Here is a 25,886-nt window from a genome sequence, read left to right as displayed (position 1 = left end):
CAAAAAACCAATCTACACGCGCAGGTGACCGACGCGCTGCCAAGCTGGATCGTAACCGGTATCGACGACATGCTCTCCCTCGGCCCACGTCTCCGCAACAGCTCGCAGACCCGCCTCCGCATCAGATGCCGGGTCAATAAAGAAGTGCATCAGAGCCATGCCATCGGATTGCTCAGTTGCGACAAAAATACCCTTGTCCTCAGCGATGGCTTCAGCGGCAGCGGTATTGAACTCGGAGAGGGATTCCTTCGATTCGTCCGTCGGCAAGCCCTTGTCGTCAATATTGCCGAGCATGAGCTGAATCAGCACATGCTGCGTCATAGTCGGGCTCACCAGCTGCGTAATCGGCGCACGAGTAGCGACGACGAGCGGCTGGCCGTTGGCTTCGGCATCAATGGTGAGCCACTCGGGGCACTCTTCCGCGAGCTTCTCGACGACATCGCCCAGCTCCGGTAGCGGGATAGCACCTTCCGGTTCCTCGCCAGCGAAGGCAAAGCCGCGTAGCCATAGGCCGAAGTCCTCCTCCCCCAGCGCCAGCTGCAGCAGCGTGAAACCGAGCTGAGCTACCAAGCGCTCACCGTCCTCCAACTGAGCAATTGCCGGGAACAGCGGGTGGAATAGGCGAACGTCCACTGCCCCATGACCACTGCTAACAGCCACGCGGGCGTCTGCCGGATCGACCTCGGCGGGAGCATCGGCCTCGAGCGCACCCTGTGCAACCAACGTGGCCGCGACATCCCCCAGCGACAGCTTCATCGCCGGATCCGCCTGACGGAGGTCGGTGAAAGACCACACCGCGCCGTCGTCAGGCGCGGCCTCCAGCCAACGGCGAGCGACCGGACGCAGCTCCGGATCGCCGGCAGCGCTAACAGTCAGAAGGTGGCGAGAATACGGAGCGCCAGCCTCAAACCCCCAGATGAGCCGGTCATTAATAGCGGCGATGCGGCCGCCGACCTCCTTCTGGACATCAATAATGTCCACATCGGCGGCATTCGGAGCACCATCGATACCGAGCTGGACACTAAACATCGAGTCGAGCGCATCGGCGCCAAAAGAGTTCCACCACGACCAGAACTCGTTGATTGCGGTCTCTTCTGCGGCGCGCTGTTCCGGGGAGAACGGAGCCGGATTCTCGTTAGCCATGCTGAATCTCACACTTTCGTTTGCTCGTTTAAAACCGAACCATATGTTGTGCGCCCCAGTATATGTGCCAAGCCGGATTCGCCCCTCGGGTCCATGCGCTAGACCGCGTTAAGCGGGTTGTGGCTCCGGCTCAGCTTCTGCTTCCTTGCCCCAGCGAGCGGCGTAGACCGCACAGATCATCAGCTGAATCTGGTGGAAAATCATCAGCGGCAAAATGTAGAGGCTGGCATCGGCACCAAAGATAACGGCAGCCATGGGCAGACCGGTGGCCAGGGACTTCTTCGAACCGCAGAACTGAATCGCAATGCGGTCCTTGCGGTCGAAGCCCATCTTATTTGCGATGAATCCGGACAACCGCAAAACGAATTCCACCAGCACGACCGAAAGCACACACAGGATGACAATGTCCCCTGCCGGCACCTTCGACCAGATGCCCTGCACCATGCCCTCGGAGAACGCCGCGTAAACGACCATTGCGATAGATAGGCGGTCAACGTTCTTAGTCGTCTTCGCGGCGGCAAACTTCAGGGTCCAACGGCGAGTGAGCTGGCCGATTGCGAATGGCAGCAGCAACTGCAGCGAGATATCCAAGAACACCGACGAATCCACATGAATGCCGCCGCCGGTGGCCATCAACAGCATCACCAGCACCGGTGTGACCACAATGCCCAGCAGGTTAGATGCCGAGGCACTGACGATTGCGCCGGCGACATTGCCCTTGGCGATGGAGGTGAAGTTCACACTCGACTGCACCGTCGACGGTGCCAGCGTCATGTACAAAATGCCCAGGTAGAGGCCAGGAGAAAGAATCCAATCCAGGGGTTTCATCAGCAGGCCGAGGATTGGGAACAGCACGAATGTGAAAGCCAGAATGGTTATGTGCAGCCGCCAATGCTTAACACCGGCCAACGCATCCTGCGGGCTCAGGCGCGCGCCATAGAGGAAGAACAAGAAGCCAATGGCGATCTTTGTGGCCCAGCTGAAAACCTCAGCGGTAGTGCCGCTTGCAGGAAAAATAATCGCCAGTATCGCTGCAGCAACGATACCGACGATGAGGGGATCTGGACGCCAATTCACAATTCGTTGCCACATGGACAAATAGCTTAGTGGGCAACCAGAGGTTGTCTTACTGTTTTGCAGAAGCTTTTCTCTGCAATAATTTTTTACTTCTTCTGCTCAGCTGCCTTGCGCAGCGCATCCTTGTCCACAGGCTTGAAAGTGGCATTCGCGGATGAGCCCTTGTCCGTGCACAGTCCTTCCAGACCACAGGAGCTGCAGCCACCGGAGACACCGCAGTCTGCTGCCGGGTTGTCGGAGCAGCAGGCATCATCAGTCGCAGTGTCGGCGGCATCAGTGGCGGCGGAGTCACAGCCACAGCCGCTGTCACCGTCACCGCACCCACAACCGGAGCCGGACTCGGCGGAGACCTTGGCGTCGTAAAGCGCGATGGTGTGCGAGCCGATAGCCGCACCAATGCCGAGCATGGCGATACCGGCGAGCAGAGCGACGGCGTACCACAGCCACATCCAACCAGAGGCCTCCGGGCGTATGGCGAGGAAGCCGAGCATGGCGGCGCCGAGGAAAGCGACAGCGGACACAGCCCACGGTGGGCCGGCAACGCGGTGCGTAATATCCCAGTTTTCCTGGGACTTTCGAGCCTCAGGCGCACGAATTCCGATCCAGTTATTACCCGGTAGCTTCGCCGACCATGCCAAACCAGCGACAACGGCTATGCAAACAGCCAGAACCAGGGTAATTACAGGGATGACAATCATGCTTCCAATTTATATAGGTGGTTGAGCACGTGCCAAACGCACCTATTAGACTGTGAGACCATGACCAACAGCGAAAAGCCCTCGTCCTCGGCAGAAGCCACCGACTACCGCTACTCCCCCGAGCTGGCGACTCAGCTAGAGGGAAAGTGGCAGGCGTATTGGAAAGATAACGGCACCTTCTACGCCCCCAACCCGGTGGGCGATTTGGCAGCTGCCGACGGCTCGACTCCGCCGAAGGACAAGCTTTTCGTCCAGGACATGTTCCCGTACCCGTCCGGTGTCGGTCTGCACGTAGGCCACCCGCTGGGATACATCGCCACCGATGTCTTCGCGCGCTTCCACCGCATGCAGGGCGCAAACGTGTTGCACACCCTGGGCTACGACGCCTTCGGTCTGCCGGCGGAGCAGTTCGCAATCCAGACCGGTACGCACCCGCGCGTGACGACGGAAGCGAATATCGCCAACATGGAGCGCCAGCTGGGCCGCCTGGGACTTGGCCATGACCGCCGCCGTGTTTTCGCGACCACTGACCAGGACTACTACAAGTGGACGCAGTGGATTTTCCTGCAGATTTACAACGCCTGGTTCGATGAGGATCAGAAGAAGGCCCGTCGCATCGATGAGCTGATTCCGCTGCTGGAGTCGGGCGAGATGACTACCAAGGATGGTCGCGTCTACGCTGAGCTCAGCGAGACCGAGCAGCGCGAAGCAGTCGACGAATTCCGTCTGGTTTACCAGTCGAATTCGATGGTCAACTGGTGTCCGGGCCTCGGCACTGTGCTGTCCAACGAAGAAGTGACCGCCGAGGGTCGTTCGGAGCGCGGTAACTTCCCGGTGTTCCGCAAGCGGCTGGGCCAGTGGATGATGCGCATCACCGCATACGCTGACCGCCTGGTCGACGACCTGGAGTTGCTGGACTGGCCGGACAAGGTCAAGTCCATGCAGCGCAACTGGATTGGCCGCTCCCGCGGTGCCGAGGTCGACTTCACAGCCGAGGTCGGCCCGAAGGTCTCCACCAAGATCAGGGTCTTCACCACTCGTCCGGACACTCTCTTCGGAGCCTCTTACATGGTGCTCGCTCCTGAGCACGAGCTGGTGGATCAGCTGGTTGAAGCCGGCAGCGGTTCCTACGAGGGCGTGGATGAGCGCTGGACCTTCGGCAAGGAAACCCCAGCCGAGGCCGTCGCCGCTTACCGCGCCGCAATTGCCTCCAAGTCCGACCTGGAACGCCAGGAGAACAAGGAAAAGACCGGTGTCTTCCTGGGCGCTTACGCCACCAACCCGGTGAGCGGTGAGCAGGTGCCGGTATTCATTTCCGACTACGTCCTGATTGGCTACGGCACCGGTGCCATCATGGCTGTCCCGGCCCACGATGAGCGCGACTACGAGTTCGCCACTGCCTTCGGTCTGCCAATCCGCGAGGTCGTCGCAGGTGGTGACATTGCAAAGGAGGCGTACGTCGGTAACGGTACGTGCGTGAACTCCGCCAATGATTCCGGCCTGGACATCAATGGCCTGGACAAGGACACCGCCATCGCCACCGTCATTGAGTGGTTGGAGAAGGAAGGTGCTGGTCACGAGAAGGTCCAGTACAAGCTGCGCGACTGGCTGTTCGCCCGCCAGCGCTACTGGGGCGAGCCCTTCCCCATCGTCTACGACGAGGACGGTCACGCCCACGCGCTGCCCGAGTCCATGCTTCCGGTCGAGCTGCCAGAGGTCGAGGACTACAAGCCGGTCACCTTCGACCCGGACGACGCCGACACCGAGCCAAAGGCTCCACTGGACAAGGCCACTGACTGGGTCAATGTCGAGCTCGATCTCGGCGATGGCAAGAAGAAGTACCGCCGTGACACCAATGTCATGCCGAACTGGGCAGGTTCCTCCTGGTACCAGCTGCGCTACATCGACCCGAACAACGCTGAGGAGTTCGTTGACCTGGAAAACGAGCGCTACTGGACCGGCCCTCGCCCGGAGACTCACGGTAAGGACGACCCAGGCGGCGTCGACCTCTACGTCGGTGGCGTCGAGCACGCAGTGCTGCACCTGCTCTACTCCCGCTTCTGGCACAAGGTCCTCTTCGACCTCGGCTACGTGACCTCCAAGGAGCCGTACCGCCGTCTGTTCAACCAGGGCTACATCCAGGCCTACGCCTACACCGATGCCCGTGGTGTCTACCAGCCGGCGGATCAGGTTGTTGAGCGCGATGGTAAGTTCCTCATCCCAGGCGGCGCCGAAGACGGCTCTGACCTGGAAGTTTTCCAGGAGTACGGCAAGATGGGCAAGTCCCTGAAGAACGCCGTCTCCCCCGACGAGGTCTGCGACAACTACGGCGCTGACACCCTGCGCGTCTACGAGATGGCCATGGGTCCGCTGGACACCTCCCGCCCGTGGGCGACGAAGGATCTGGTCGGCTCGCAGCGCTTCCTCCAGCGCGCTTGGCGCCTGGTGGTCAATGAGGACTCCGGTGAGCTCGCCGTCACGGACGCAGCGCTTTCCGACGACGACCTCAAGGCCCTCAACCGCACCGTGGAAGGGGTTACCTCTGACTACGCAGAGCTGCGTGACAACACGGCCGTCGCAAAGCTCATTGAGTACGTCAACTACCTGACTAAGACCTACGGTTCGGCCGGTGCACCGCGCGCCGCCGTGGAGCCGCTGGCCCTCATGCTTGGTCCGGTCGCGCCGCATATCGCGGAGGAACTGTGGAGCCGCCTCGGCCACACCGAGTCCCTGGCACACGGCCCGTGGCCGGCAGTTGACGAGAAGTGGCTGGTCGACGACACCGTTGAGCTGCCAGTTCAGATTAACGGCAAGGTTCGCGCTCGCATTGACGTGGCTACCGATGCTTCCCGCGAGGACATCGAGGCCGTCGCGCGTGCCGACGAAAAGGTTGTCGCAGCTGTGGAGAACGCCGGTGGCAATATCGTGAAGGTCATTGTCGTTCCGGGCAAGATGGTCAACCTGGTTGTGAAGAAGTAGCCGGGAGGCTAATGCCTACAAGAAAGTGTCTGGGTTTATGTCAGTTTGAAGCCTAAAATCGGCTCAAATTTGACATAAACCCAGACACTTTCTCGCTTGAGACTTTCTCGCAAAAGCCTCAAGGGGTGGCTCCGAGGCTGGCCGCCTCTTACCCCTACTTAACGCCCAGAATCAGGACGCCGAATGTGGAGAGCATCCACATCAAAGTGAAGGGCATGAGCACCCAGCACATAGCGAGCCACGCGCGCCAGTTGCGGAAGTTTTTCCACTCCACGTAGGTCTGCCAAAAGCCCAAAAGGCAGCCGACCAGGGAGATTACGCCCGGGACAACGGGGAAAAGGATCTCCCAAGTGCGGGAGCAGAGGAAGCTGGACTTACCCGCATCACAGGTGGGGCCACCGACAATGGCGCCGGCGATGCCAATAATGAGGCCCGCGAGCAGCGTCGTAAGAATCACACCCGCGGTGTAGATGTAGGCGCGCTTGCCGGAATACATCTTGCGCTCAAGCTCGTCGAAGATTTCATCCTCATTGCGCCCTGGTGTACTGCGTTCCGATGAATTATCCACCTTCTGCTCCCCTCGCCTCTAAATGCCGTCTGATGTGCCTGCCATACTAGGCCGGAGTAATCAGCATTGGCACCGGGCTGTGGCGAACGATGTGGTTAGTCGACGAGCCGATGAAAATTCGCCCGAATGGGCCAAGAGTAGACGAACCCAAAACGAGCAAGTCTCCCTTTTTCCACTTGATGGACTGAATGGCCTCTTCCCAACCGTTGCCGGAGGCTACTTCCGCATCAATGGAAAGGTCTGGGTAACGGGTATGCGCGCGGTCCATACCGCGGTCGAGCAGGCCCATAGCCTGCTCGCGCCACTCAATCATCAGGTCAGAGGAGGGGCCGTAGCCGTTCTCCGTCGGGTACATGGTCGCACCACGCGGCGTAAACGAGACCAAACGCAGGGGAACTTCCCAGCGATATGCCAGGTCAGCAGCCTTATTCAATGCGTGGTGCGACTGTGGGGTGTCAATGTAGCAAATGCTGACACGGGTCACACCGTGCTTAGAAAGCTTCGCGCCGGGGATCGCCAATCCCAGCGGGATTGGCGAGTAATGCAGCAGCGCATCAGAGGTTGATCCCGCAGTAAAGCGACTGCGGTTCTTGGCGGTCCAGTCCTTGGTATTGCTTCGGCGGGTGCCAAGCAAAACCACATCGGCTTCGAATTCTTCGGCTTCGTTGCAGATAGTTGTGGATTCGCTGGAGGATTCGATGATCCGTACGGCATCGTCGTCAAGCATGCCCTTGCGCAGGCCAGCGAGCTTAAGCTCATCCTTGATGATTTTTTCAAGAGACTCGGTTTCGTGGGAAACCCAGGAGTCATTGGTGCTCAACCGAGCCAGTGAGGTCAGCGGCCAGCCGCGCGACAGTGCGCTGACAACGCGAATCTGCACCTTCGTGGTGCGAGCTAACCAAGCGGCGTAAGCAAGCGTTTCGGTGCCGTACTCGCCTGGACGCCACGCAATCATGATACGAAGCGGGCGGGAAGCCATCGCTAATCCTCCTGTGATTACTCAGAAATATCCAAGTGGTGCTTCTGGGTAATAGCCTACGTGGATAGGCGGGCATATTTAAAACGGCACCGAGGACGTGTAAAAGCTATGTATCCTGCCTGTGGGCTTAAAGCGGGCAGGGCTAGCTGGAAAAGAGACTAGACGCTTGGGTTTGTCTTTGGGTGCTCCGGGTAGTTTTCGAGGATCTTGGACAGAATCGTCTCAAGACCAGCACCAAATTCCAGCTCTTCCTGGGTCAGCGTGCTGAACATCTCCGCCATCTGCTGATTGCGCTCTTCAGAAACACGGTGCAGCTCTTCACGGCCACGGTCGGTCAGTTCAACGCGGACGCCACGACGGTCTTTGCTGTCGCGGACGCGCTCCACCATGCCGGCGACCTCCAAGTGGTGCACGGCGTTGGAGGCGGTGGGCATGCGGATGGCCTCGGCCTCAGCCAACTGGCTGATACGGCAGGCGCCCAGTGCCTCCAGGGTCATCATGATGGACAGCTGCGCGCGGCTGAGCTGGGACTCCGAGGAGCGGCGGCTGTAGAGCAGCTCAGCGCGAGTCAGGAGAGGGCGAATGCGCTTAGCGAGCGACAGAGGAGTAACGGCATCAGGATTGCCAATCGAGCCCGAAGATAATGTCATAGCGACGATGTTATATGCGAACAGTGCTAGTTGCCAATACGAAATTTATTTGGGGTGCTATTTATTTTTCTACAACTGGTGATTTCGGCGATGAAATCACCAGGAATTTTCCACCAAACATCTAAAACCCCAGTACAAAACATTAAACCTATCTGCGTATAAGGTTTTTCGGTGCTGGCAGAAACCCCCTAAAGTGTCACTTCTTCTGTACTTAGAACGTTGGGTTGGAGGTAGCCATACGGCTACTTTCGCGAATGCTTTTGGCTTGTGATATGTCTCGCAGATTCATCCTCGCGGGTGTATTGCTGTCAGCTTTACGACGACTGCAGCGCACGCATCCATGGCGGGGACGAGATGGGCGCAGCAGCGAGTAGGGCGAGAAGGCGTGGAAGAGACGCGGGGAGGATAGGGGAGAGAGAAGCACAAAAGCGCCAGCGGCTACCGCATGGGTAACCGGCTGGCACTTTTCAAGGCACATGCTCTCGGAGCTGCTCGCTTGTACTTTTGAGTGCTTGTACCTTTTAGTCTTCGCCCTTGATGAATGCTTCGAGCTGTGCTCGCGCAACATCGTCGGCAAGCTGCTTCGGCGGGGACTTCATCAGGTAGGAAGAAGCGGCGTAGACCGGGCCGCCGATGCCGCGATCCTTGGCGATCTTGGCAGCGCGAACAGCATCGATGATGATGCCAGCGGAGTTCGGGGAGTCCCAGACCTCGAGCTTGTACTCAAGGTTCAGCGGCACCTCGCCGAAGGCCTTGCCCTCGAGTCGGACGTAGGCCCACTTGCGGTCATCCAGCCAGTCCACCCAGTCCGACGGGCCGATGTGGACGTTGCGGTCGTCGATCTTGCCGGCCAGCGGACCGGTGAGATTGGAGGTGACGGCCTGGGTCTTGGAGATCTTCTTGGACTCGAGGCGGTCGCGCTCGAGCATGTTCTTGAAGTCCATGTTGCCGCCGACGTTGAGCTGCAGGGTGCGCTCGAGGCGAACACCGCGGTCCTCAAATAGCTTGGCCATGACGCGGTGGGTGATGGTTGCGCCGACCTGGCTCTTGATGTCGTCGCCGACGATCGGAACGCCTGCGTCTTCGAACTTCTTGGCCCACTCCGGGTCGGAAGCGATGAAGACCGGCAGGGCATTGACGAAGGCTACACCAGCGTCAATGGCGCACTGTGCGTAGAACTTGTCGGCCTGCTCGGAACCAACTGGCAGGTAGGAGACCAGGACATCGACCTTGGCATCCTGCAGCGCCTGAACAACGTCGACCGGTTCAGCTGGGGATTCGTCGATGGTGTCCGCGTAGTACTTGCCAACGCCGTCCAGGGTCGGGCCCCGCTGAACCTCAACGCCGAGAGTCGGGACATCGGCGATCTTGATGGTGCAGTTCTCGGAGGAAACAATGGCCTCGGAGAGGTCCTTGCCGACCTTCTTGTCGTCAACATCGAAAGCTGCGACGAACTCGACATCGGAGACGTGGTAGTCGCCGAAGACGACGTGCATGAGGCCAGGAATGGTCTCATCGGGCTTTGCATCGCGGTAGAACTCGACACCCTGCACCAGGGAGGAGGCGCAGTTGCCGACGCCGACGATAGCGACGCGAATTGAACTCATTTGGTAATTCTCCTTGAAACTATGTGCTCGGAGGCTTTGACCTCGCGCCGGGAACTCACACCGGGAACCCGCATCAGGACCAAGCATCAGGACCCCGCGCCAGGGCCTTACGCCAGCGGTGCGGCCGTGAGTGGGTGCACGCATTGAAGTAACGAGCGTGACGTTATACCTTTATGCGTTTTTTGCCGATGCCCGAACCGTGAGGGGGCATGTGTTTACCGATAAAGCGGGGGTGAAATCAGCCCGCACGCGCCTGCTAATCTGTCTTCGTGATGACATGGCAGGGCGAGATCGATCACTCCTTGCTCAAGAAGCAGTTATTGGAGCAGTGGCGTGCAGGGGAGATTTCACGGAAATCACTCTGTGATGCCGATGCTCGGCTGGTCGCTGCCGCGCGTTTTCACGGCAGAAAGCCCCAGGAAGAGTGCCCAGTATGTCGCAAATTCGACCTCCGACTCGTATTCTGGGTGTTCGGAGAAAACTTGGGCCGTCGTTCCGGCTCTGCTTGTACTGAAAACGAATTATCCGCAATAGTTAATGAATATGGTTCGTGCACCGTCAAAGAAGTTGAGGTGTGCCCCGACTGCAAGTGGAGTTTCCTGACCCGGACACTTCAGGCAGCTCGAGAAGAGTCAGAAAACTAGGGAGAGCACCCGTGAGCAATGATCGACCCGATAGCCCAGGCGGTCCTAACAGCCCTCACGAGGGCCAGGGTTCTAATTCATCAGGCGAGTGGTGGGATCAGCCGGATGCTGATTCCTTCAATACGCATGCACACTCCGATGACGCATCGCTCGACGACGATTCCAGCGACAGTATTGATGCTGTTTCGGTCGGTGGCAATGACGAGGGTCTGGCTACCGGTTCAGAGATGACGTCGGCAAGCGAGCCGGACCCGGAGAAGGGGCAGTCCGCCCCAGATGACCATGAACCAGATGACCATGAAGAGGAAAGCTCGATGGCGCAAGAAGAACAGCCGACTGATAATAAGCGGCGAATTTTAGCGTGGCTCGGTCTAGCCGTGGCGCTGGTCGTGCTGTTGCCGGTAGTTGTGTTCGGTGTTGCTTATGCGACAACGGACGTGCCGGAGCCAGAGGAGTTGGCCAATAGCCAGATTGCGGTGATTTATGACCGCAGTGGTGAAAAGGAAATCACGCGCATCGTCCCCGAGGGCGGTAACCGAAGCAACATCACTATCGACAAGGTGCCGGATGCTGTACGCAATGCAGTGCTGGCAGCTGAGGATCGTGATTTCTATACCAACCCGGGTTTTTCCTTGACTGGTTATGCCCGTGCGGCTCTGGGAGTCGTGACTGGTAATTCCAGTGCCGGTGGCGGCTCGACCATTACGCAGCAGTACGTCAAGAATGCTGTGGTGGGCAATGAGCGCACGCTGACCCGTAAGGCCAAGGAACTGGTCATGTCGGCGAAGATGGCGCGGGAGTGGACTAAGGACGAAATCCTTGAGGCCTACCTCAACACGATTTACTTTGGTCGTAACGCATACGGTATCGCGGCAGCGTCGAAGGCCTACTTCGGTAAGGAAGTCGGTGAGCTGAATGCCGAAGAGGGTGCTGTGCTGGCAGCCTCGATTCAGCGTCCATCTGCACTGGATCCGTGGACTAACCGCCCGGAGGCTGAGCAGCGTTGGAACTACGTCCTCGATGGCCTGGTGGAGATGAACATCGTCTCGCCGCAGGACCGCGCGGGAATGCAGTACCCGGAGACCATCGATCCGGCGTTGGCGCCGAAGCAGGCTCCGGAGCCCGGCCCGGCTGCCATGATTAAGAATCAGGTTCTGGCTGAGTTGGAGCGCGAAGGTATCTCCGAGCAGGAGGTCAACACTGGCGGTCTACGCATTACGACGACCATTGACCCGACGGTGCAGCAGGCTGCCCTGGATGCGATGGAAAACTACGTCGATCAGTCAACGGGTTTGCGTGCCGCCATCGTTTCGGTGGAGCCGAAGACCGGTGCTGTCCGCGCCTACTACGGTGGCGACGATCCGACTGGTTGGGACTACGCAAACAGCGGTCTGCAGACCGGCTCTACTTTCAAGATTTTTGCGCTGGCAGCAGCTCTCGATCAAGGTATTCCACTGACCGCGCAGTACTCTTCGGCACCTGTGCAGTCCGGTAACGTCACTCTGCACAACGACGGCGGTGCCGGCGGTGGCGTGCTTCCGCTTTATGAGTCCCTGAAGCAGTCGCTGAACACCCCGTTTATTCGCCTGCAGCGCGACCTGAAGAATGGTCCGGATGACACCGCCAAAATGGCTCATCGTCTGGGCGTGGCTGAGTCCATCCCGGGTATTGAAAAGACTCTGATGGACGACAACGGTCACTCGCAGGACGGTATCGCCCTGGGTCAGTACCTCTCACGTCCGCTGGATATGGCCGTTGGTCTGGCTACCCTGACTAACGATGGCGTCTATCAGCAGACTCACTTCGTAGAGAAGGTCGAAAACTCCAAGGGCGAGATTGTTTACGAGTCCAACGCTGACAAGGGCGACCGTCGAGTTTCCAAGGCAGTGGCCACCAATATGATATCGGCCATGGAGCCTATTGCCGGTTACAGCAACAAGCCCTTGAGTGGTGGTCGCCCGTCGGCCGCCAAGACCGGTACTACGCAGTTGGGTGACACCGGCCAGAACAAGGATGCGTGGATGATCGGTTCGACACCGCAGCTGTCGACTGCAGTGTGGGTTGGCAACGTCGATGGTTCGGCGCTCTACAACTCCTATGGTGGCATCATGTACGGCTCGCAAACCCCGGGCGATCTGTGGAAGTACACCATGGATAACGCACTGTCTAACGAGGACTTTGAGTACTTCACCAAGCCGGAGCCAATCGGTGGTGTCGCAGGTGCGCCGCAGTACCAGGCGCCGTCGACCTCTGACTCTGGCTATGACCAGGGCTATGCCCCGGAGACCACAGAAGAGGAGTCGGCCGAGGAGTCGACCTCTGAGTCCTCCGAGGAGCAGCCTGCACCGCTTCCGGTTCCGGGTGGCGATGGCGGCGGCGGTGGCGGCGGAATCGCTGACCTACTGCCCATCCCGATTCCGGGAGGCGGTGGTTTCGGCGATGGCAATGAAGGCGGCGGAGACCCCGGTAACCCTGGAGGTGGACAGTAAGTGGACACGTGGGTGATTTTCACCATCGTCTGCGTCGCGATCGGCTTCCTGATGTTCGGCACGGCCTTTTGGGGCTTCATGCAGAAGTGGAAACCGGCAATCATTTGGGCTCTGTGCCTAGCAGCTTTCCTATTCGCGACAGTCATTCCGGTGATTATTGCGTTGGCACATGCTTCCTCGACATCAATGTAGGACGCAGGCCAGGTAGTCAGCTGCTAGAGCGTTAACTGCCCACCAAGCACGCGACAACTTCACAATTCAAAGAGACGCACGCAGTAGCTCTGTGTGCGTCTCTTTTTATTCGGCGCCCTGACACCGCTTGCCAGTACTGCTTGCCGACGGCGCCTGCGATTAGGACATATACCTCTGCCTGCGGTACCCTGGCAGGGTTGCTTGACGCAACGATCCTCCTGCTGCATAGCGGTTGGCATGAAAGACAGTGCCAGCGCAACACGCTGTGTAGCCGAAATACAAGAACTAGACCATAGGAGGTGATGAGGTCCGTGCGTCACTACGAAGTAATGATTATTATCGATCCGTCTCAGGATGAGCGCACCGTAGGCCCGTCCCTGGAGAAGTACCTCGACGTTGTCCGCAAGGAGAACGGCAAGGTGGAGAAGGTGGACATCTGGGGTAAGCGCCACCTCGCCTACCCGATCGAGAAGAAGGAAGACGGCATCTACGTTGTCGTCGACCTCACCTGCGAGTCCGCAACCGTGCTGGAACTCGACCGTCGTCTGAATCTGAACGACAGCATCCTGCGCACCAAGGTGCTGCGGGTTGATCGTTAATCTGCGTCATATTTGCGTAGCCAGAGTGCTCGAATGGGGCACACCGGTAAAGCGAAAGCCGTAGGATAGCGGGCGAAAGCCCCATCATCAGCTCGACAGAATACAACCGAGGAGAAGAAGCATGGCTCAGGGAGACGTACAAATCACAGTGGTTGGCAACTTGGTTGCTGATCCGGAGCTTAAGTACACCCAGAACGGCACCGCCGTCGCGAACTTCCGCGTCGCGTCGACTCCGCGGGTGTACCGAGATGGCCAGTGGGTTGACGGCGAGGGCATGTTCCTCACCTGCAGCCTGTGGCGTGAGGCAGCGGAGAACGCTGTCGAAAGTCTCTCCAAGGGCATGCGCGTCATCGTCCAGGGTCGTCTGCGCCAGCGCAGCTACGAGACCCGCGAGGGCGAGCGTCGTACCGTCTTTGAGGTTGAGGTCGATGAGGTGGGTCCGTCCCTGAAGTTCGCTCGAGCTCAGGTCACGCGCACTCCACGCAACGGCGGTGGAAACTTTGGCGGCGGCAACCGCGGCCAGGGTGGAAATGCCGGCGGTGGTTTCGGCGGTGGCTTTGGTGGAAACCAGGGCAACCAGGGTGGACAGAGCGATCGCGGTTTTGGTGGCGGAGCTCCTGCGGAAGATCCGTGGAACTCAGCTCCTCCGGCCGGTGGCGGCTTCGGCGGCGATGAGCCTCCGTTCTAAGCTCCTTGCAGCCACGGCACTACGTGACTAGTTTGCAGCAGATTTAGCATCCACAATTCTCATAATCTTTTAAAGACATATCCAGCGAAAGGCAGGGATCATGAAGCTGATCCTCACCGCCGACGTTGACAAGCTCGGTGTCGCAGGCGACATCGTAGAGGTCAAGGCCGGCTACGGACGTAACTACCTGCTTCCTCGCGGACTGGCAATTGTTGCCACCCGCGGCGCAGAAAAGCAGATCGAGGGCATTCGTCGTGCCCAGGAGGCTCGCGCTATCCGCGACCTCGACCATGCACGTGAAGTCAAGCAGAAGATTGATTCGCTCGACAACGTCTCCGTTGCTGTGAAGGCTTCGGAAAATGGCAAGCTGTTCGGTTCTGTCACCAAGGGTGACATCGCCGATGCAGTTCGTAAGGCTTCCGGTCAGGCTATCGACAAGCGCGCAGTCGTGCTTGCTCCGAGCCAGATCAAGTCCCTTGGTAAGCACACCGTTGACATCGCGCTGCACCCGCAGATTACCGCGCATGTTTCCGTACAGGTCGTCGCCGCGTAAGTTCGCGGTTTAGAGTTTTTACTTTGACGGCGGCTGACGAGCACCGCGTTTAAAGACTGCGCGGGCTCTGAGGCCCAATGACAACAGCACACGTGAAGCTCTGATCTTTCGTAATGAAAGGTCGGGGCTTTTCGTGGTTTAAGGCTGGTTTAAAGCCTTTTACGCAGGTGCTGGAAAGAGCGTCTACGACTTGTCCACAGGCTAACGATGATTTCTGTGGATAAACCTGTGGGTAACTTGCCTGGCTGCCGTGGATAACTCTTCTGGAGTGCACGAGATTTTTATTAATTCATCGTTAATAATCTCCGCATGAGCAGCATCGATGCTAAAGGGGTACCAGAGGATTACATTTGTGCAGGATTAAGGCAAATACGCACTGACCTGCGTAGATAGAATATTTTCGGGTTGAAACTCCGCTACCCCCGTTAACATTCAAGCGGCGGTTTAGGGTTACGGACCGTTCACCTGGACTTTTCTTGATTGTGCACATGTTCTCCCCAGGCTTATCCACAGGTGCTGTGGATAACTTCGGGGATAACCCCTGTCGAGGATTGTTTTCTGGGGCCTTAAAGGGTACTTTTACAGGTCCCTCAATCCGCTCGAACAGGTATAACTGCGGTAGGTAGTCAGGTGTCCAATGCTGGCGGTCCGAACAGACATATTGAGTGTGAGGGTCAGTCAGCAACAGGGTTGAAAAGGCACCTAAGTGGTCCAGAAGGGGAGGAGCTGCTCACGATGAGTCAGCCTGTAGGTGATAGTGGTCATTCAGGAGCAGGGGACGAGGCGTCCTCCTACTCGGTAAATTCCCACGATGATTCCTTCGATGACGTTCCGCTGCCCCCGGAACCGCCGGTAGAGGATGCGCCACCGGAGGAGTATTCCTTCTCGCAGAGCTCGGGCAACGGATCGTCGGCAAGCGGATCTGGGGCGCGGGACTGGGAGCGAGACCGCGGTCGTGGCGCTCGTGCGAGTGCCGTCGCGGGCGCGACTTTTGAGCGCACGCCGCCGCACAATATCGAGGCGGAGCAGAGTGTGCTCGGCGCGATGCTGCTGAACTCAGAGGTCGTCGCGGATGTGTACGAGCAGCTGACGCCGGAGGATTTCTACCGTCCAGCGCACCAGACGATTTACTCGGCGATTTTGCACCTCTACGGTGAGTCCTCGGAAATTGACCCTATTTTGCTGGCAGGTCGTCTGGATCGAACTGGAGACCTGGAGCGTATCGGTGGTCCGCTGTACCTGCACACCTTGGCCTCCCTGGTGCCAACAGCGGCGAATGCGCAGTTCTATGCCCGCATTGTTGCGGAGAAGGCGACAATCCGTCGCCTGGTCGAGGCCGGCACGAAAATCGCCCAGATTGGCTATGCGGGCGCGGAGGACACGGAGCCGGAGCAGCTGGTGGATGAGGCGCAGCAGCTCATCTTCAGCGTTGGACGTGAGAACACGAAGAATGACTACGTTCCCATCGCCGATGTCCTGGATGACACACTGGAGGAACTGGATCTTATTACCCAAAACGGCGGTCTGGCGCAGGGTGTGCCGACGGGGATTACCAACCTGGACAAGCTGACGAACGGTCTTCACCCAGGTCAGATGGTGATTATTGCGGCTCGCCCGGGTGTGGGTAAGTCCACGCTTGCAATGGACTTCATGCGTTCGGCCTCGATTCGCAACGGCATGACCAGCGCAATTTTCTCGTTGGAAATGTCGCGCAACGAAATCATGATGCGCATCATGTCCGCAGAGGCGAAGATCAACATGGCATCTTTGCGCTCCGGTGACCTGGATGAGCGGGACTGGACAAAGCTGGTCGAGGTCGGCGACAAGATCCGCGATGCTCCGCTGTTTATTGATGACTCGCCGAACCTGACCATGATGGAAATTCGCGCGAAGGCACGTCAGCTGAAGCAGAAGCACGATCTGAAGATGATCGTGGTCGACTACCTGCAGCTGATGAGCTCGGGTAAAAAAGTCGAGTCCAGGCAGCAAGAGGTCTCGGAGTTCTCCCGTCAGCTCAAGTTGTTGGCGAAGGAGCTCGAGGTACCGCTGATTGCAATTTCGCAGCTGAATCGTGGTCCGGAAGCTCGCACAGATAAGAAGCCACAGGTCTCGGACCTGCGTGAGTCGGGTTCGCTGGAGCAGGATGCCGATATCGTCATGCTGATTTACCGGCCGGACTCGCAGGAGGCTGACCATGAACGTGCTGGTGAGGCGGATATTATCGTCGCAAAGCACCGTGGTGGACCGACCGGAAGCATTGCTGTGGCCCACCAGCTGCATTACTCCAGGTTCGCCAACCTGGCGGAGGAGCCCAGCGGTTCTCTCTAGGTGCCTGGCCTAGCCACCCAGAATTAGTGCAATCCGGGTGGCTAGGTAAGGTGAGTGACAGTCAATGGGGCGAGTTTTCGTGCGTTGATGGTTTTGAAGGTTTTGAGGGTTACGCGGAGTCGTCGGGAAGCGGGGAAGCACTATGTCACCAACTGCCGCTCCCGTGGCAGCGGAGGCCAAAGCGAAAAGGCAGAAGAGTGCGCCGAAACAGCGCGTCGGTTGGGTAGATGCGGCTAAGGGGCTGTGCATTCTTTTAGTTGTGCTTGGCCATGCCATCACAGAGCTGCAAGCGCACGGTTACTACACGGCGCAGTGGGCGGGGATTAACTTCTTCCTCGGACCAATCCGTATGCCGCTGTTTTTCCTGTTATCTGGTCTGTTCGCCGGTAAGGCACTCAAGGAGTCGTGGCATAAGCTGGCCAATCGCCGAATCTGGGTGATGGTCTATCTCTACGTGATTTGGGTGCCACTGCGTGACTTCGTGCTTTTCCTCATGCCATATACGCACGTGGATGCCGATGGCATAGTGTCTCCGCCGCCGATCACGGACCACAGCGCGTGGGGGCCGCGAATTTACAACACGCTTCACGCGATCATCGAACCAACTTCCTACCTGTGGTTCCTGTGGGCGCTGGCGCTGTTTGCAATTCTCACACGAGCATTTCGCTGGGTACATCCGGTGATTCAGCTCATCGTTACAGGCCTCATTAGTGCATGGGCACCTTTTGCCTCGTCCAGCTGGTCGTGGGACTTCGTCAGCAAAATGCTGTTCTTCTACGTGCTGGGCATGTACGGTGCGCCCTGGATTTTCCGGATGGCACAGCGTCGCAGCGGCCTCTCACTGCTAGTGACACTGACGGCGTTCCTGTCGGTGGCAATCTGGGTGCAGGCGACCTACTCGAGCTTTAACGAAGGCAACGTCGGCTTCACCCGCGTGTACCTGTCCACCACTGGCGCACTGGCTGCAATCAATGTCATGGCGATGCTGCAGAACACTCGCCTAGTTGTGCCTTTTGAAAAGGTTGGCGGCCGAACGCTGCCTATCTTCCTCATGCACATTCCAATGTTGGTTGTGGTCATGATTATTTGTGACCTCATCCTGCCGAAGGACCCACACTTGGTCATCATGACGCCGCTGGTGACTATCATTGCGGCGATGCTGTGTCTTGGTCTGCACAGGTTGCTGCTTGCCATCGGTGCCGGGTGGCTCTTTGTCCGTCCTGCGTGGGTAGTGCGCATGACTACGCCGGGGCAGCGTGCCCTTCAGCGCAGCCAGAATCCTTCTTCCCTGCCTGAAGGCGAGGCTCCGCGGCAGCCGAAGAGCGAACCTGCTTCCTAATTCAGCTCAACAAGGCGGTAGCGTGGAACCGAGAGCCGATCAGGCGGCAGAAGTGACACAGAGAATAGCCATGAAGAAATGAGAAAGCCATGCGTCTAGCAACGTTGCGATACCAGGGTGCAACCCGCGCCGCTGTTCTCGGCGACGGCGTAGCGGTCCTTTTTGATGACCACTGTCTCGGAGATGTGTTAGCGCGGCCAACGTGGCGTCGTGAAGCGGAAGAACTCTTGGCGGAGGCGGGGAACAACCCTGACAACGTCATGGCGGAGAGCGCGTGGGCGTTCGCACCGCTGATTACGCGGCCGGGCAAGATCGTCTGCGTCGGCCTGAACTATGCCGCGCACATCGATGAGATGGGACACCAGCGCCCCGAGGTGCCGACGTTATTCGCGAAGTTTGCCGATGCCGTCGCTGGCGCGAAGGATGACATCCGAGTGCCGGAGGCCTGCGCGGAGAAACTCGATTACGAAGGCGAGCTCGCGGTTATCGTCGGCGAGACCTGCCTGCGGGTGTCGGAGGAGCAGGCACAGGACGCTATCGCTGGGTACGCGATTATGAATGATTTCACCCAGCGCGATTTCCAGTATGCCACCGCGCAGTGGCTACAGGGGAAGACGTTGCAGCGCGCCAGTGCTTTCGGGCCGTGGATGCTCACGGCTGATGCTTTCGATGCGGACTCCGCGCGGGTGCGCACATACGTCGACGGAGAGCTGCGCCAGGATGCACCGATTGCGGACCTTGTTTTCTCCCCGGCGAAGTTGATCGCCTACATCTCACAGTTCGTGCAGCTGAACCCGGGCGATGTCATCTCCACAGGAACGCCGGCGGGTGTTGGCCACGGCATGAGCCCGCAGACCTACCTTCAGGATGGTCAGGAAATGGTCATCACCATCGATGGTCTGGGTAAACAGGCCAACACTGTCCGCATCAACCACTAGCACGCGCCGCTTTACGACGTTCCCGCGAACCCGGCGGGAATGAATCGACCCCCGCGTGCGTTGTGGGAGACTAACGGGTAAAAACCTACGTAAAGAACGTGAAGTTAGAACACGACGTTAAAGAGTAAGAGGAGTTAGACCCATGGCAACTGTTGATATTACGAACGAGACTTTCGCTGAGACTATTCAGAACAACGACATTGTGCTCGTTGATGCCTGGGCATCCTGGTGCGGTCCGTGCCGCCAGTTCGCCCCGATTTATGAGAAGGCTTCCGAGAAGCACTCAGAGGTAGTGTTCGCAAAGCTGGACACCGATGCCAACCAGGAGGTTTCGGCAGCCCTGGGCATTCAGTCGATTCCGACGCTGTTTGTTTTCCGCGAGGGAATCCTGCTGTTCCAGCACTCTGGTGTGCTGCCGGAGGCCGCCCTGAGCGATCTGGTTGGCCAGGCTTCGGAGCTGAACATGGATGATGTCCGTGCGCAAATTGCCGAGCAGGCTGCACAGGATAGCGCTACCGAGTAAACTCTGCGGTTCAGCCCGCATACTGTGCGTTTTCCGACTTGGAGCACTTCCGCGTAAGCCCCCGCGCCTGAACTAGCCCTCAAGCGCGCGGGGGGGGGGCTTTTTGTATCTAGTCCGCGCGCTGGCCACGAATGAGCCAGCCAATACCAAAGCCAGCGAGTGCTGCTACTAGCGCCCACAGGGCTGGAGCGACTTTGTTTGAGTCCTCCTCAATCGACAGTGGTGCGCTGGTGCGGGCGTGCTTTGTCTCCTTCTCACCTGTTGGCAGAACCTGCCCGTCTGGGAACACGTGCTTGACAGCTTCGGTGAGTTCGTTGGCGGTCAGGTTTTTGCCCAGAACCGCGATAGCGTAACGGTCATCGTCGCCAAGGAATCCGGCAGTGGTGTGCTGCTCTTCGTACCAACCGGACTTGTTGGCAATCGTTTCCTTCGGTAGCGCTGCACGCAGACCGAAGTTCTGGTCTGCATCGCCGTAGGAGTAGCGCGGCAGTGAGTACATCAGCTGACGCATGTATTTGGTCTCCGTGTCGCTCAGCCCGCCTTCTTCGCTCAGCATCCGGTCAAAGTAGGCAACCATGTCGGCTGGCGTACTGGTGGTAGCTCCCCACATAGGTGAGCCGACAGTCTTATCCGACAGGCCGTAGCGCTGCCGGACATTGTCAACGATGCGTACACCGCCGTAGGAATCCCACAGCTCGTCAGTTGCTTCGTTGTTGGAGTATCGAATCATGTCGTCGCGCAACATGGCGTCGGGGTTGCCCTCAACCGGCATATCGCCCTGGCCAGCGACGATCTCGCCCTTCTTCGGCTGCGTGTAGTTGGAATAGGCCACAACGTCGGCGACGAATACCTTCATCAGGCTGGCGAGGCGAAAAACATCATCACAGTGTGAGTTGCAGATGAACTCACCGGTCTGGCGATCCAGAATGCCCATGCCGAGCATGCCGCCCTTAGCGTCGAACTTCTCAGTCACTTCGTCGAGACGAGTTTGCACGCCAAGGCCCCACTGGGTCTTCGCCCCTGGCACAAGTGGGGGAAACTCCTTCGGCTCACTTTTCACAGTGCTTTCCGACGGCTCCGTCGAGGACGTTTCCGATGTCGGTGAAGAGGTTTTCTCGGTCGACTTCTCAGCCGACTGTTCCGCCGACTTCTCTGCGGTTCGCCCTGTGCTCTTCTCGGGAGCCTTTTCAGTTGGCTTTTCGGTGGTCTTCTTGGTTTTTGCGTCGGAGGGCTTAGCCGGCTCCGTTGACGATGGAGCTGCGACGACTACCTGTGAAAATGCGCCGGTATCGGTGGAGTCAGCAGTTGCGGTGACTGTTGCGTTAGCCAGCGACGCAGTTGCTGACAGAGTAATTACCGCGGCGAGACTCGCGGCAAGTCCGCGGTACGCGCGTTGAGGGCAATGAACCATGTTTAGAGAGTTTACAACTCTGGGTGAGTCTTGCTTGTCGGTAACCAGCTCTTTCCGTTTGCCGAGAGAGAGCGAGCTAGCTCACGTACAATTTTTTAAGAGATGGAATCTTCTCGGTTCCGGTTAGTTATTCCGCATATGTTGAGGAAGGTTGGATTTGCATGGCTAATCCATTTGCCAAGGGCTGGAAGTACATGATGTCTTCGTTCGATAAGAAGATCGAGGACAATGCGGATCCTAAGGTTCAGATTGCACAGGCAGCTGAGGCCGAGCGTCAGCGCCATCAGGAGATTCAGCGTCAGGCTGCGGCTATCATCGGCAACCGCAATCAGCTGGAAATGCAGCTGGGGCGGTTGACCTCTGAGCGTGACAAGATTACCGAGAACACCCGGCAGGCACTCGCCAATGCGGATCAAGCTCGTGCCAAGGGTGATGAGGCCACTGCACAGAAGATGGAAAGCACTGCTGAGGTGTTTGCCACTCAGCTGGTGAATGTTGAAAAGGAGCTGGACAATACTACGCAGCTCCACCAGCAGGCCGTATCTGCTGCTGAGGAGGCACAGCGTCAGGCGCAGCAGTCGCAGGCTCGCTACGAGCAGATTAAGCAGGATATCCGCAAGCTGGAGTCGCAGGCGGATCAGGCCAAGATGCAAGAGACCGCGTCGAAGACTCTCCAGAGCATGCAGGGTATTTCCGAGGATCCGAATGTGCCGACTTTGGATTCGGTCCGTGAGAAGATTGAAGGCCGCTACGCCAATGCGTTGGGCGCTCAGGAGCTCGCGGAATCCTCACAGGCAGGTCGTATGGCTGAGATCGAGACTTCGACTCGCGATGCCGCTGCTGACATGCGTCTGGCCGAAATTCGTGCCCAGATGAATAATGAAAACGCTGCTCTCGAATCCGGTTCTGCCGCGAAGGATAACGCCGGCGAGCTGGAGGCCGCCGAGGCCGCCGAGTCCGCCGAGTCCGCCGAGGCCGTTGAGGACACCACAACGGACGCAGACGAAGCGAAGTAGCGTTCACCAGTTGCCAACGATCGCCAACAAGAAAGTGTCGGGGTTTATGTCAGTTTGAGCGGGAAAAACCACCCTAAACTGACATAAACCCCGACACTTTCTCGCACCAGCAGCGCCAGCAGCGACAGTAGCGCCAGCGGTGCTGACGCCGCTGAAACTGCCGAAGCCGTAAGGCGCGCTACTACTCCAATTCGCCGTTCTTCCGCGCCAGCAGCACTCCGCGGATACCGGCGTGGAAACCATCGCGCAGATTGACGCGCTGCGTCTCCGTCAGCGTGTATTCGTGCAGGGTTTCGCACGCAAACTGCAGCAGCGGACGATCAATGTCCGGTGGCAGCCCACCACCAGAGAGCAAGTGGGCACTATCGCGCGCCTGCTCGTTTGCAATATTCTCGTACCACCAGTTCGCGTACTGCTGTCCCACATCGAACGGCGTCTGAAAACCCGCGGATGCCCACACCTCGTTCGGCAGGGGCACGTATCGACTACGCAGCTTCCTCCTTGGCGCCATCATCGAAGGATTCGGCCGCGGGCTTGGTTTCGGCGTACTCGTGTTGGCACCGTCTTCGCTTGTCGACGACTCCGTCGCCGACTCCCCACTGCCGGTTGCAGTCGACGACGCGGAATCGGAGGCAGACGCGCCTGCATGCTCGGCTCCGGTGTTGTTCGCAGTGTCGTTACCAGCCCCACTGCCAGTGTTGACTGTCGCGCCGGGCATGGCCGCTGGAGAAGGCTGTGCTGGCTGCGTTGGCTGCGTTGGTGAGGCAGCCGAAACGCCCGAAGCAGCGGAATCCACCCGTGTAGCTTCCGAACCGCCGGTGCGCTCTACCTCAGCGCGGTGCTCAGCCTGCGCCGGGATTTCCCGGGCACCCATCTTGGCCGCGTGCTCGACCTCGTTGAACTTCGGCGAGTCGGCCTTGGCCGTCGGCGTGGCTGCGGCATTGTCTTCGCTGCGACAGTCGGAGTCGCTGTCAGCCGTGGGGGATGGCACAACGCGCTGGTCCTGCGGAACCTCCGGAGTTCCGGCCTCCGGCGAAGCAGCGTCACCGTCGGCGGCGGAGGGAGTGTTCTCCGTGCCGTCGGCAAGCGAGCCCTCGCCCGGAGGAGTGATGCGCGTATCCGGCACGCAGGTAGCGCCGAGATCTTCGATTGGTTCGGCATCGCCCAGCGGCTTATTCGTGCGGACGACCGGCGGGATTGGGCCTTCGAGGACATTGAGCTGCATGGCGTCGGCGAAGTCCTCGCGGGGATCGAGGATTGTCGTCGAATCGCAGGCATGGCGAAGTGCACCGGACATGGAGTCCCAGCCGAAGCCGTAGAGATGCACACGCACACCGGCAGCCGAAGCCTCAGCGACGCCGGGCAGCATGTCCGCATCGCCCGAGACCAGCACGATATCGGAAACTTGGTTGCGCAGGCCGGCGACAACCATGTCTGCGACGAGCCGAGTATCGACGGCCTTCTGCGTCCGTCGGTCACCCCATTCAATGAGTTGACCTGCGCGCAGCTGCACACCATCGATCGTGCGCAGTGAGCGCTGGTAACGATGCGGCCCCGACTCCGGGATGCCGTCGTACCAAAGTTGCCGCTGAACTGGCTGGTTCAGCTGCTGGTTAATCATTCGGTCAAGGACACTAACTACTTCTCTAAGGTCGATTTCTAATTGCCCGCGGGCTCCGGTTTCCCACGAGTTGTAAAAGCTCGCCAATAAATATGACGTATCGACGAACACCAATGTGCGTTCAAGCATGGCTCCTAATTCCTGATTCTTTATTAACTAAATAAGCAAACCGGTTACATCGACAAGGATGCCCGAATAATTCATTCTATGCGCTAAACATGTTTAACTTCAGGGACTATTCTTAATAAGCCGCATCACTTTGACCGCTCTTCGCGGGTTGGCAGGAGTGCGAGTCGACGAGAAGGCACCGATCAATTTAGGTATTGACGTGCAAAGAAATCGCCCCGCGAAGAGTACGACCACACAGGAGAAGGGGAGTTACAAACAGTTATGAGACGCTGGTTCGGCCTATTGGTTCTCATTACTGTGTTGGGACAAGCGGTTTTCAACGGCGGTCGCGTGCTGCTTTCTTGGCGAGTCCTCGATTTTGGCGGTTCCGCCGCCACCGTCGGCTGGTTCACTGCCGCATTTTCACTTGTACCTCTTATTATTGCGCTTCCCGCCGGCAAGCTTGTCGACAGTCATCGCGCCACCGAAGTCATGTACTCCGGTCTCGTCGCCACCGTCATCGCGGCAGCAGTAATGGCGCTCTCGCCGAACCTACCTATTCTTCTGCTCGGCTACGTGGCCCTGGGTTTTGCCCACATGACCACGCTCATCGCCGCTCAAGGCATGGTTTCGCACCTGCGTGGCGGCGTCGCCGGGCTCGATAGCCTCTTTGCTTATTTCACGCTCGGAATTTCCGTCGGGCAGTTCCTCGGCATTGTCGGTGCAGGTCTGCTCACTCCCAACCACGACGGCAGCACTATGACCGCTACAACTTTCGCGCTCTGGGTGATGACGGGAATCGGCGCGGTCGCCCTGGTCATCGGCTGGCCGGTCGCAACTGCTTATCGACGGCACGAAGCGAATGCAGCCGCCGAAGTGCAAGCTGCTAGCTCAACTGAGCAATCCCCGGCGTCGACTGTTAGCGACCGCAGCCGGATGGACGAGAGGCGGCCGGGGCAGGCCGAAGCCAGCGGCGCATCGGTCTTAAGCATCCTGCGTATCGACGGCATGTCCAGCGCCATGGCTGTATCAATTGCGGTCATCGTAGCCATTGACCTGTTGACGGCATATGTGCCGGTGCTGGGACGCGAACTGGGCTTTAGTGTTGCCGAGGTGACGGTAATCCTTGGTGCGCGTAGTGGCCTCGCGATTATTTCCCGAGCCCTCATGCCGACTGTTTTGCACCGAGCTAATCGCAATCGAGTCCTTATCATTGCAGTTTGTGCCGGTGTCCTGCCGCTTTTGGCAATGCCGTGGCTACAGAGTGCGTGGCTGATGGTTGTCGCGGTTGGTATCTGTGGCTTGGCGTGGGGTTTTGTCATGCCCATGTCAATGACGTGGGTGAGCTCCCTGGTGGATGCCGAGGTGCGCGCTCAGGCGCTATCCATCCGACTGATGGGTAACCGCTTGGCGCAGGTCATCCTGCCGCCGGTTGCTGGTTTGGGTGCTACCGCGATGGGTGCAGGCAGCGTGTTTCTGGGTGCGGGTGCGCTGATGGGGGTCGCGTCTGCCACTGCTTGGCGACGACTCGCAGGTGACAAGGCGGCTCTGACTAAGTAATTGGTCAATTGCTGAGTTGCTGAAAAGTAGCGCCCGAGCCGTAGGAAGGCTCAAATCTGGCATACAGAGTTAACTAAAGTGATTCGTTTTCCAGGTTCTACCAGCGGATTCGCTTAAATAGGGGCATGTGTGTAATGTATCTGGGGTCAGCGCGACAGGGCGATGTGATTGCTTGT

At 58.6% G+C, this 25,886-nt stretch carries 22 protein-coding genes; 13 read left to right on the top strand and 9 right to left on the bottom strand.

Annotation, left to right across the window (positions count from 1 at the left end; genetic code table 11):
• Positions 1–12: 12 nt before the first annotated feature.
• The 3 genes from HMPREF2547_RS04180 to HMPREF2547_RS04170 all read right to left on the bottom strand — a co-directional run bounded on the left by HMPREF2547_RS04180 (position 13) and on the right by HMPREF2547_RS04170 (position 2,918).
• The gene (locus HMPREF2547_RS04180; RefSeq protein WP_070604825.1) at positions 13–1,143 is read right to left on the bottom strand and encodes a DUF695 domain-containing protein; all 1,131 of its coding nucleotides are present in this window, start codon (positions 1,141–1,143) and stop codon (positions 13–15) included.
• Positions 1,144–1,251: 108 nt separating this feature from the next.
• Positions 1,252–2,235, bottom strand: coding sequence for a bile acid:sodium symporter family protein (locus tag HMPREF2547_RS04175; protein WP_016421713.1), 984 nt, complete (start codon positions 2,233–2,235; stop codon positions 1,252–1,254).
• Between the two features lie 71 nt (positions 2,236–2,306).
• Positions 2,307–2,918 (bottom strand): SdpI family protein, encoded by a 612-nt coding sequence (locus tag HMPREF2547_RS04170; protein ID WP_070604821.1) that lies wholly within the window; start codon positions 2,916–2,918, stop codon positions 2,307–2,309.
• Between the two features lie 60 nt (positions 2,919–2,978).
• Between HMPREF2547_RS04170 and leuS the strand changes: the two genes are divergently transcribed.
• The gene (gene leuS, locus HMPREF2547_RS04165; RefSeq protein WP_070604817.1) at positions 2,979–5,897 is read left to right on the top strand and encodes a leucine--tRNA ligase; all 2,919 of its coding nucleotides are present in this window, start codon (positions 2,979–2,981) and stop codon (positions 5,895–5,897) included.
• A 154-nt stretch (positions 5,898–6,051) separates the two neighbouring features.
• Here leuS and HMPREF2547_RS04160 read toward each other — a convergent pair whose 3' ends face one another.
• The 4 genes from HMPREF2547_RS04160 to HMPREF2547_RS04145 form a co-directional block, all read right to left on the bottom strand.
• Positions 6,052–6,465 carry a hypothetical protein gene (locus tag HMPREF2547_RS04160; protein ID WP_070439181.1) on the bottom strand — a complete coding sequence of 138 codons (414 nt, stop codon included), beginning with the start codon at positions 6,463–6,465 and terminating at the stop codon, positions 6,052–6,054.
• Positions 6,466–6,511: 46 nt separating this feature from the next.
• Positions 6,512–7,444 (bottom strand): universal stress protein, encoded by a 933-nt coding sequence (locus tag HMPREF2547_RS04155; RefSeq protein ID WP_069358890.1) that lies wholly within the window; start codon positions 7,442–7,444, stop codon positions 6,512–6,514.
• Positions 7,445–7,602: 158 nt separating this feature from the next.
• Complete coding sequence (locus tag HMPREF2547_RS04150) at positions 7,603–8,094, bottom strand: MarR family winged helix-turn-helix transcriptional regulator (protein WP_016421708.1); 492 nt, start codon at positions 8,092–8,094, stop codon at positions 7,603–7,605.
• Between the two features lie 521 nt (positions 8,095–8,615).
• Complete coding sequence (locus tag HMPREF2547_RS04145; protein ID WP_070429058.1) at positions 8,616–9,701, bottom strand: inositol-3-phosphate synthase; 1,086 nt, start codon at positions 9,699–9,701, stop codon at positions 8,616–8,618.
• A 272-nt stretch (positions 9,702–9,973) separates the two neighbouring features.
• Here HMPREF2547_RS04145 and HMPREF2547_RS10730 point away from each other — a divergent pair, with 272 nt between their 5' ends.
• The 10 genes from HMPREF2547_RS10730 (at position 9,974) to trxA (ending at position 19,994) form a co-directional block, all read left to right on the top strand.
• Complete coding sequence (locus HMPREF2547_RS10730) at positions 9,974–10,345, top strand: DUF5318 family protein (protein WP_224433683.1); 372 nt, start codon at positions 9,974–9,976, stop codon at positions 10,343–10,345.
• 11 nt (positions 10,346–10,356) lie between these two features.
• Positions 10,357–12,834: a transglycosylase domain-containing protein gene (locus HMPREF2547_RS04140; protein ID WP_070604815.1), complete on the top strand. Its 2,478-nt coding sequence runs from the start codon at positions 10,357–10,359 to the stop codon at positions 12,832–12,834.
• Positions 12,835–13,026, top strand: coding sequence for a hypothetical protein (locus tag HMPREF2547_RS04135; RefSeq protein WP_016421704.1), 192 nt, complete (start codon positions 12,835–12,837; stop codon positions 13,024–13,026). It abuts the gene before it with no gap.
• Between the two features lie 311 nt (positions 13,027–13,337).
• Positions 13,338–13,625 (top strand): 30S ribosomal protein S6, encoded by a 288-nt coding sequence (rpsF, locus tag HMPREF2547_RS04130; protein WP_005511978.1) that lies wholly within the window; start codon positions 13,338–13,340, stop codon positions 13,623–13,625.
• Between the two features lie 121 nt (positions 13,626–13,746).
• Entirely contained in the window at positions 13,747–14,313 is a 567-nt protein-coding gene (locus tag HMPREF2547_RS04125) for a single-stranded DNA-binding protein (RefSeq protein WP_005511984.1), read from the top strand.
• Between the two features lie 100 nt (positions 14,314–14,413).
• Positions 14,414–14,866 (top strand): 50S ribosomal protein L9, encoded by a 453-nt coding sequence (rplI, locus tag HMPREF2547_RS04120; RefSeq protein WP_005511982.1) that lies wholly within the window; start codon positions 14,414–14,416, stop codon positions 14,864–14,866.
• A 735-nt stretch (positions 14,867–15,601) separates the two neighbouring features.
• Positions 15,602–17,194, top strand: coding sequence for a replicative DNA helicase (dnaB, locus tag HMPREF2547_RS04115; RefSeq protein ID WP_070604812.1), 1,593 nt, complete (start codon positions 15,602–15,604; stop codon positions 17,192–17,194).
• Between the two features lie 142 nt (positions 17,195–17,336).
• Positions 17,337–18,533, top strand: a complete 1,197-nt coding sequence (locus tag HMPREF2547_RS04110) for an acyltransferase family protein (RefSeq protein ID WP_069358888.1) — start codon at positions 17,337–17,339, stop codon at positions 18,531–18,533.
• Between the two features lie 89 nt (positions 18,534–18,622).
• Entirely contained in the window at positions 18,623–19,471 is an 849-nt protein-coding gene (locus HMPREF2547_RS04105) for a fumarylacetoacetate hydrolase family protein (protein ID WP_016421701.1), read from the top strand.
• A gap of 142 nt (positions 19,472–19,613) precedes the next feature.
• On the top strand, positions 19,614–19,994 hold the full coding sequence (trxA, locus tag HMPREF2547_RS04100) for a thioredoxin (RefSeq protein ID WP_016421700.1): 381 nt from the start codon (positions 19,614–19,616) through the stop codon (positions 19,992–19,994).
• Positions 19,995–20,103: 109 nt separating this feature from the next.
• On the opposite strand, the gene HMPREF2547_RS04095 is transcribed toward trxA, so the two are convergent.
• Positions 20,104–21,405: a serine hydrolase gene (locus HMPREF2547_RS04095; protein WP_070604809.1), complete on the bottom strand. Its 1,302-nt coding sequence runs from the start codon at positions 21,403–21,405 to the stop codon at positions 20,104–20,106.
• A 161-nt stretch (positions 21,406–21,566) separates the two neighbouring features.
• On the opposite strand from HMPREF2547_RS04095, the gene HMPREF2547_RS04090 reads away from it, so the two are divergent.
• Positions 21,567–22,421 (top strand): PspA/IM30 family protein, encoded by an 855-nt coding sequence (locus HMPREF2547_RS04090; protein WP_049189422.1) that lies wholly within the window; start codon positions 21,567–21,569, stop codon positions 22,419–22,421.
• Between the two features lie 181 nt (positions 22,422–22,602).
• On the opposite strand, the gene HMPREF2547_RS04085 is transcribed toward HMPREF2547_RS04090, so the two are convergent.
• A complete protein-coding gene (locus HMPREF2547_RS04085; protein ID WP_070604806.1) occupies positions 22,603–24,171 on the bottom strand; it encodes an NYN domain-containing protein in 1,569 nt (522 codons plus the stop codon).
• 261 nt (positions 24,172–24,432) lie between these two features.
• On the opposite strand from HMPREF2547_RS04085, the gene HMPREF2547_RS04080 reads away from it, so the two are divergent.
• Positions 24,433–25,710 carry an MFS transporter gene (locus HMPREF2547_RS04080; protein ID WP_069358885.1) on the top strand — a complete coding sequence of 426 codons (1,278 nt, stop codon included), beginning with the start codon at positions 24,433–24,435 and terminating at the stop codon, positions 25,708–25,710.
• Positions 25,711–25,886 lie beyond the last annotated feature (176 nt).

It is taken from the genome of Corynebacterium sp. HMSC055G02 (assembly GCF_001809065.1).
GTDB lineage: Bacteria > Actinomycetota > Actinomycetes > Mycobacteriales > Mycobacteriaceae > Corynebacterium > Corynebacterium jeikeium_D.
Note: the sequence above shows the minus strand (reverse complement) of the source record. Positions and strands in the feature narration are given on the sequence as shown.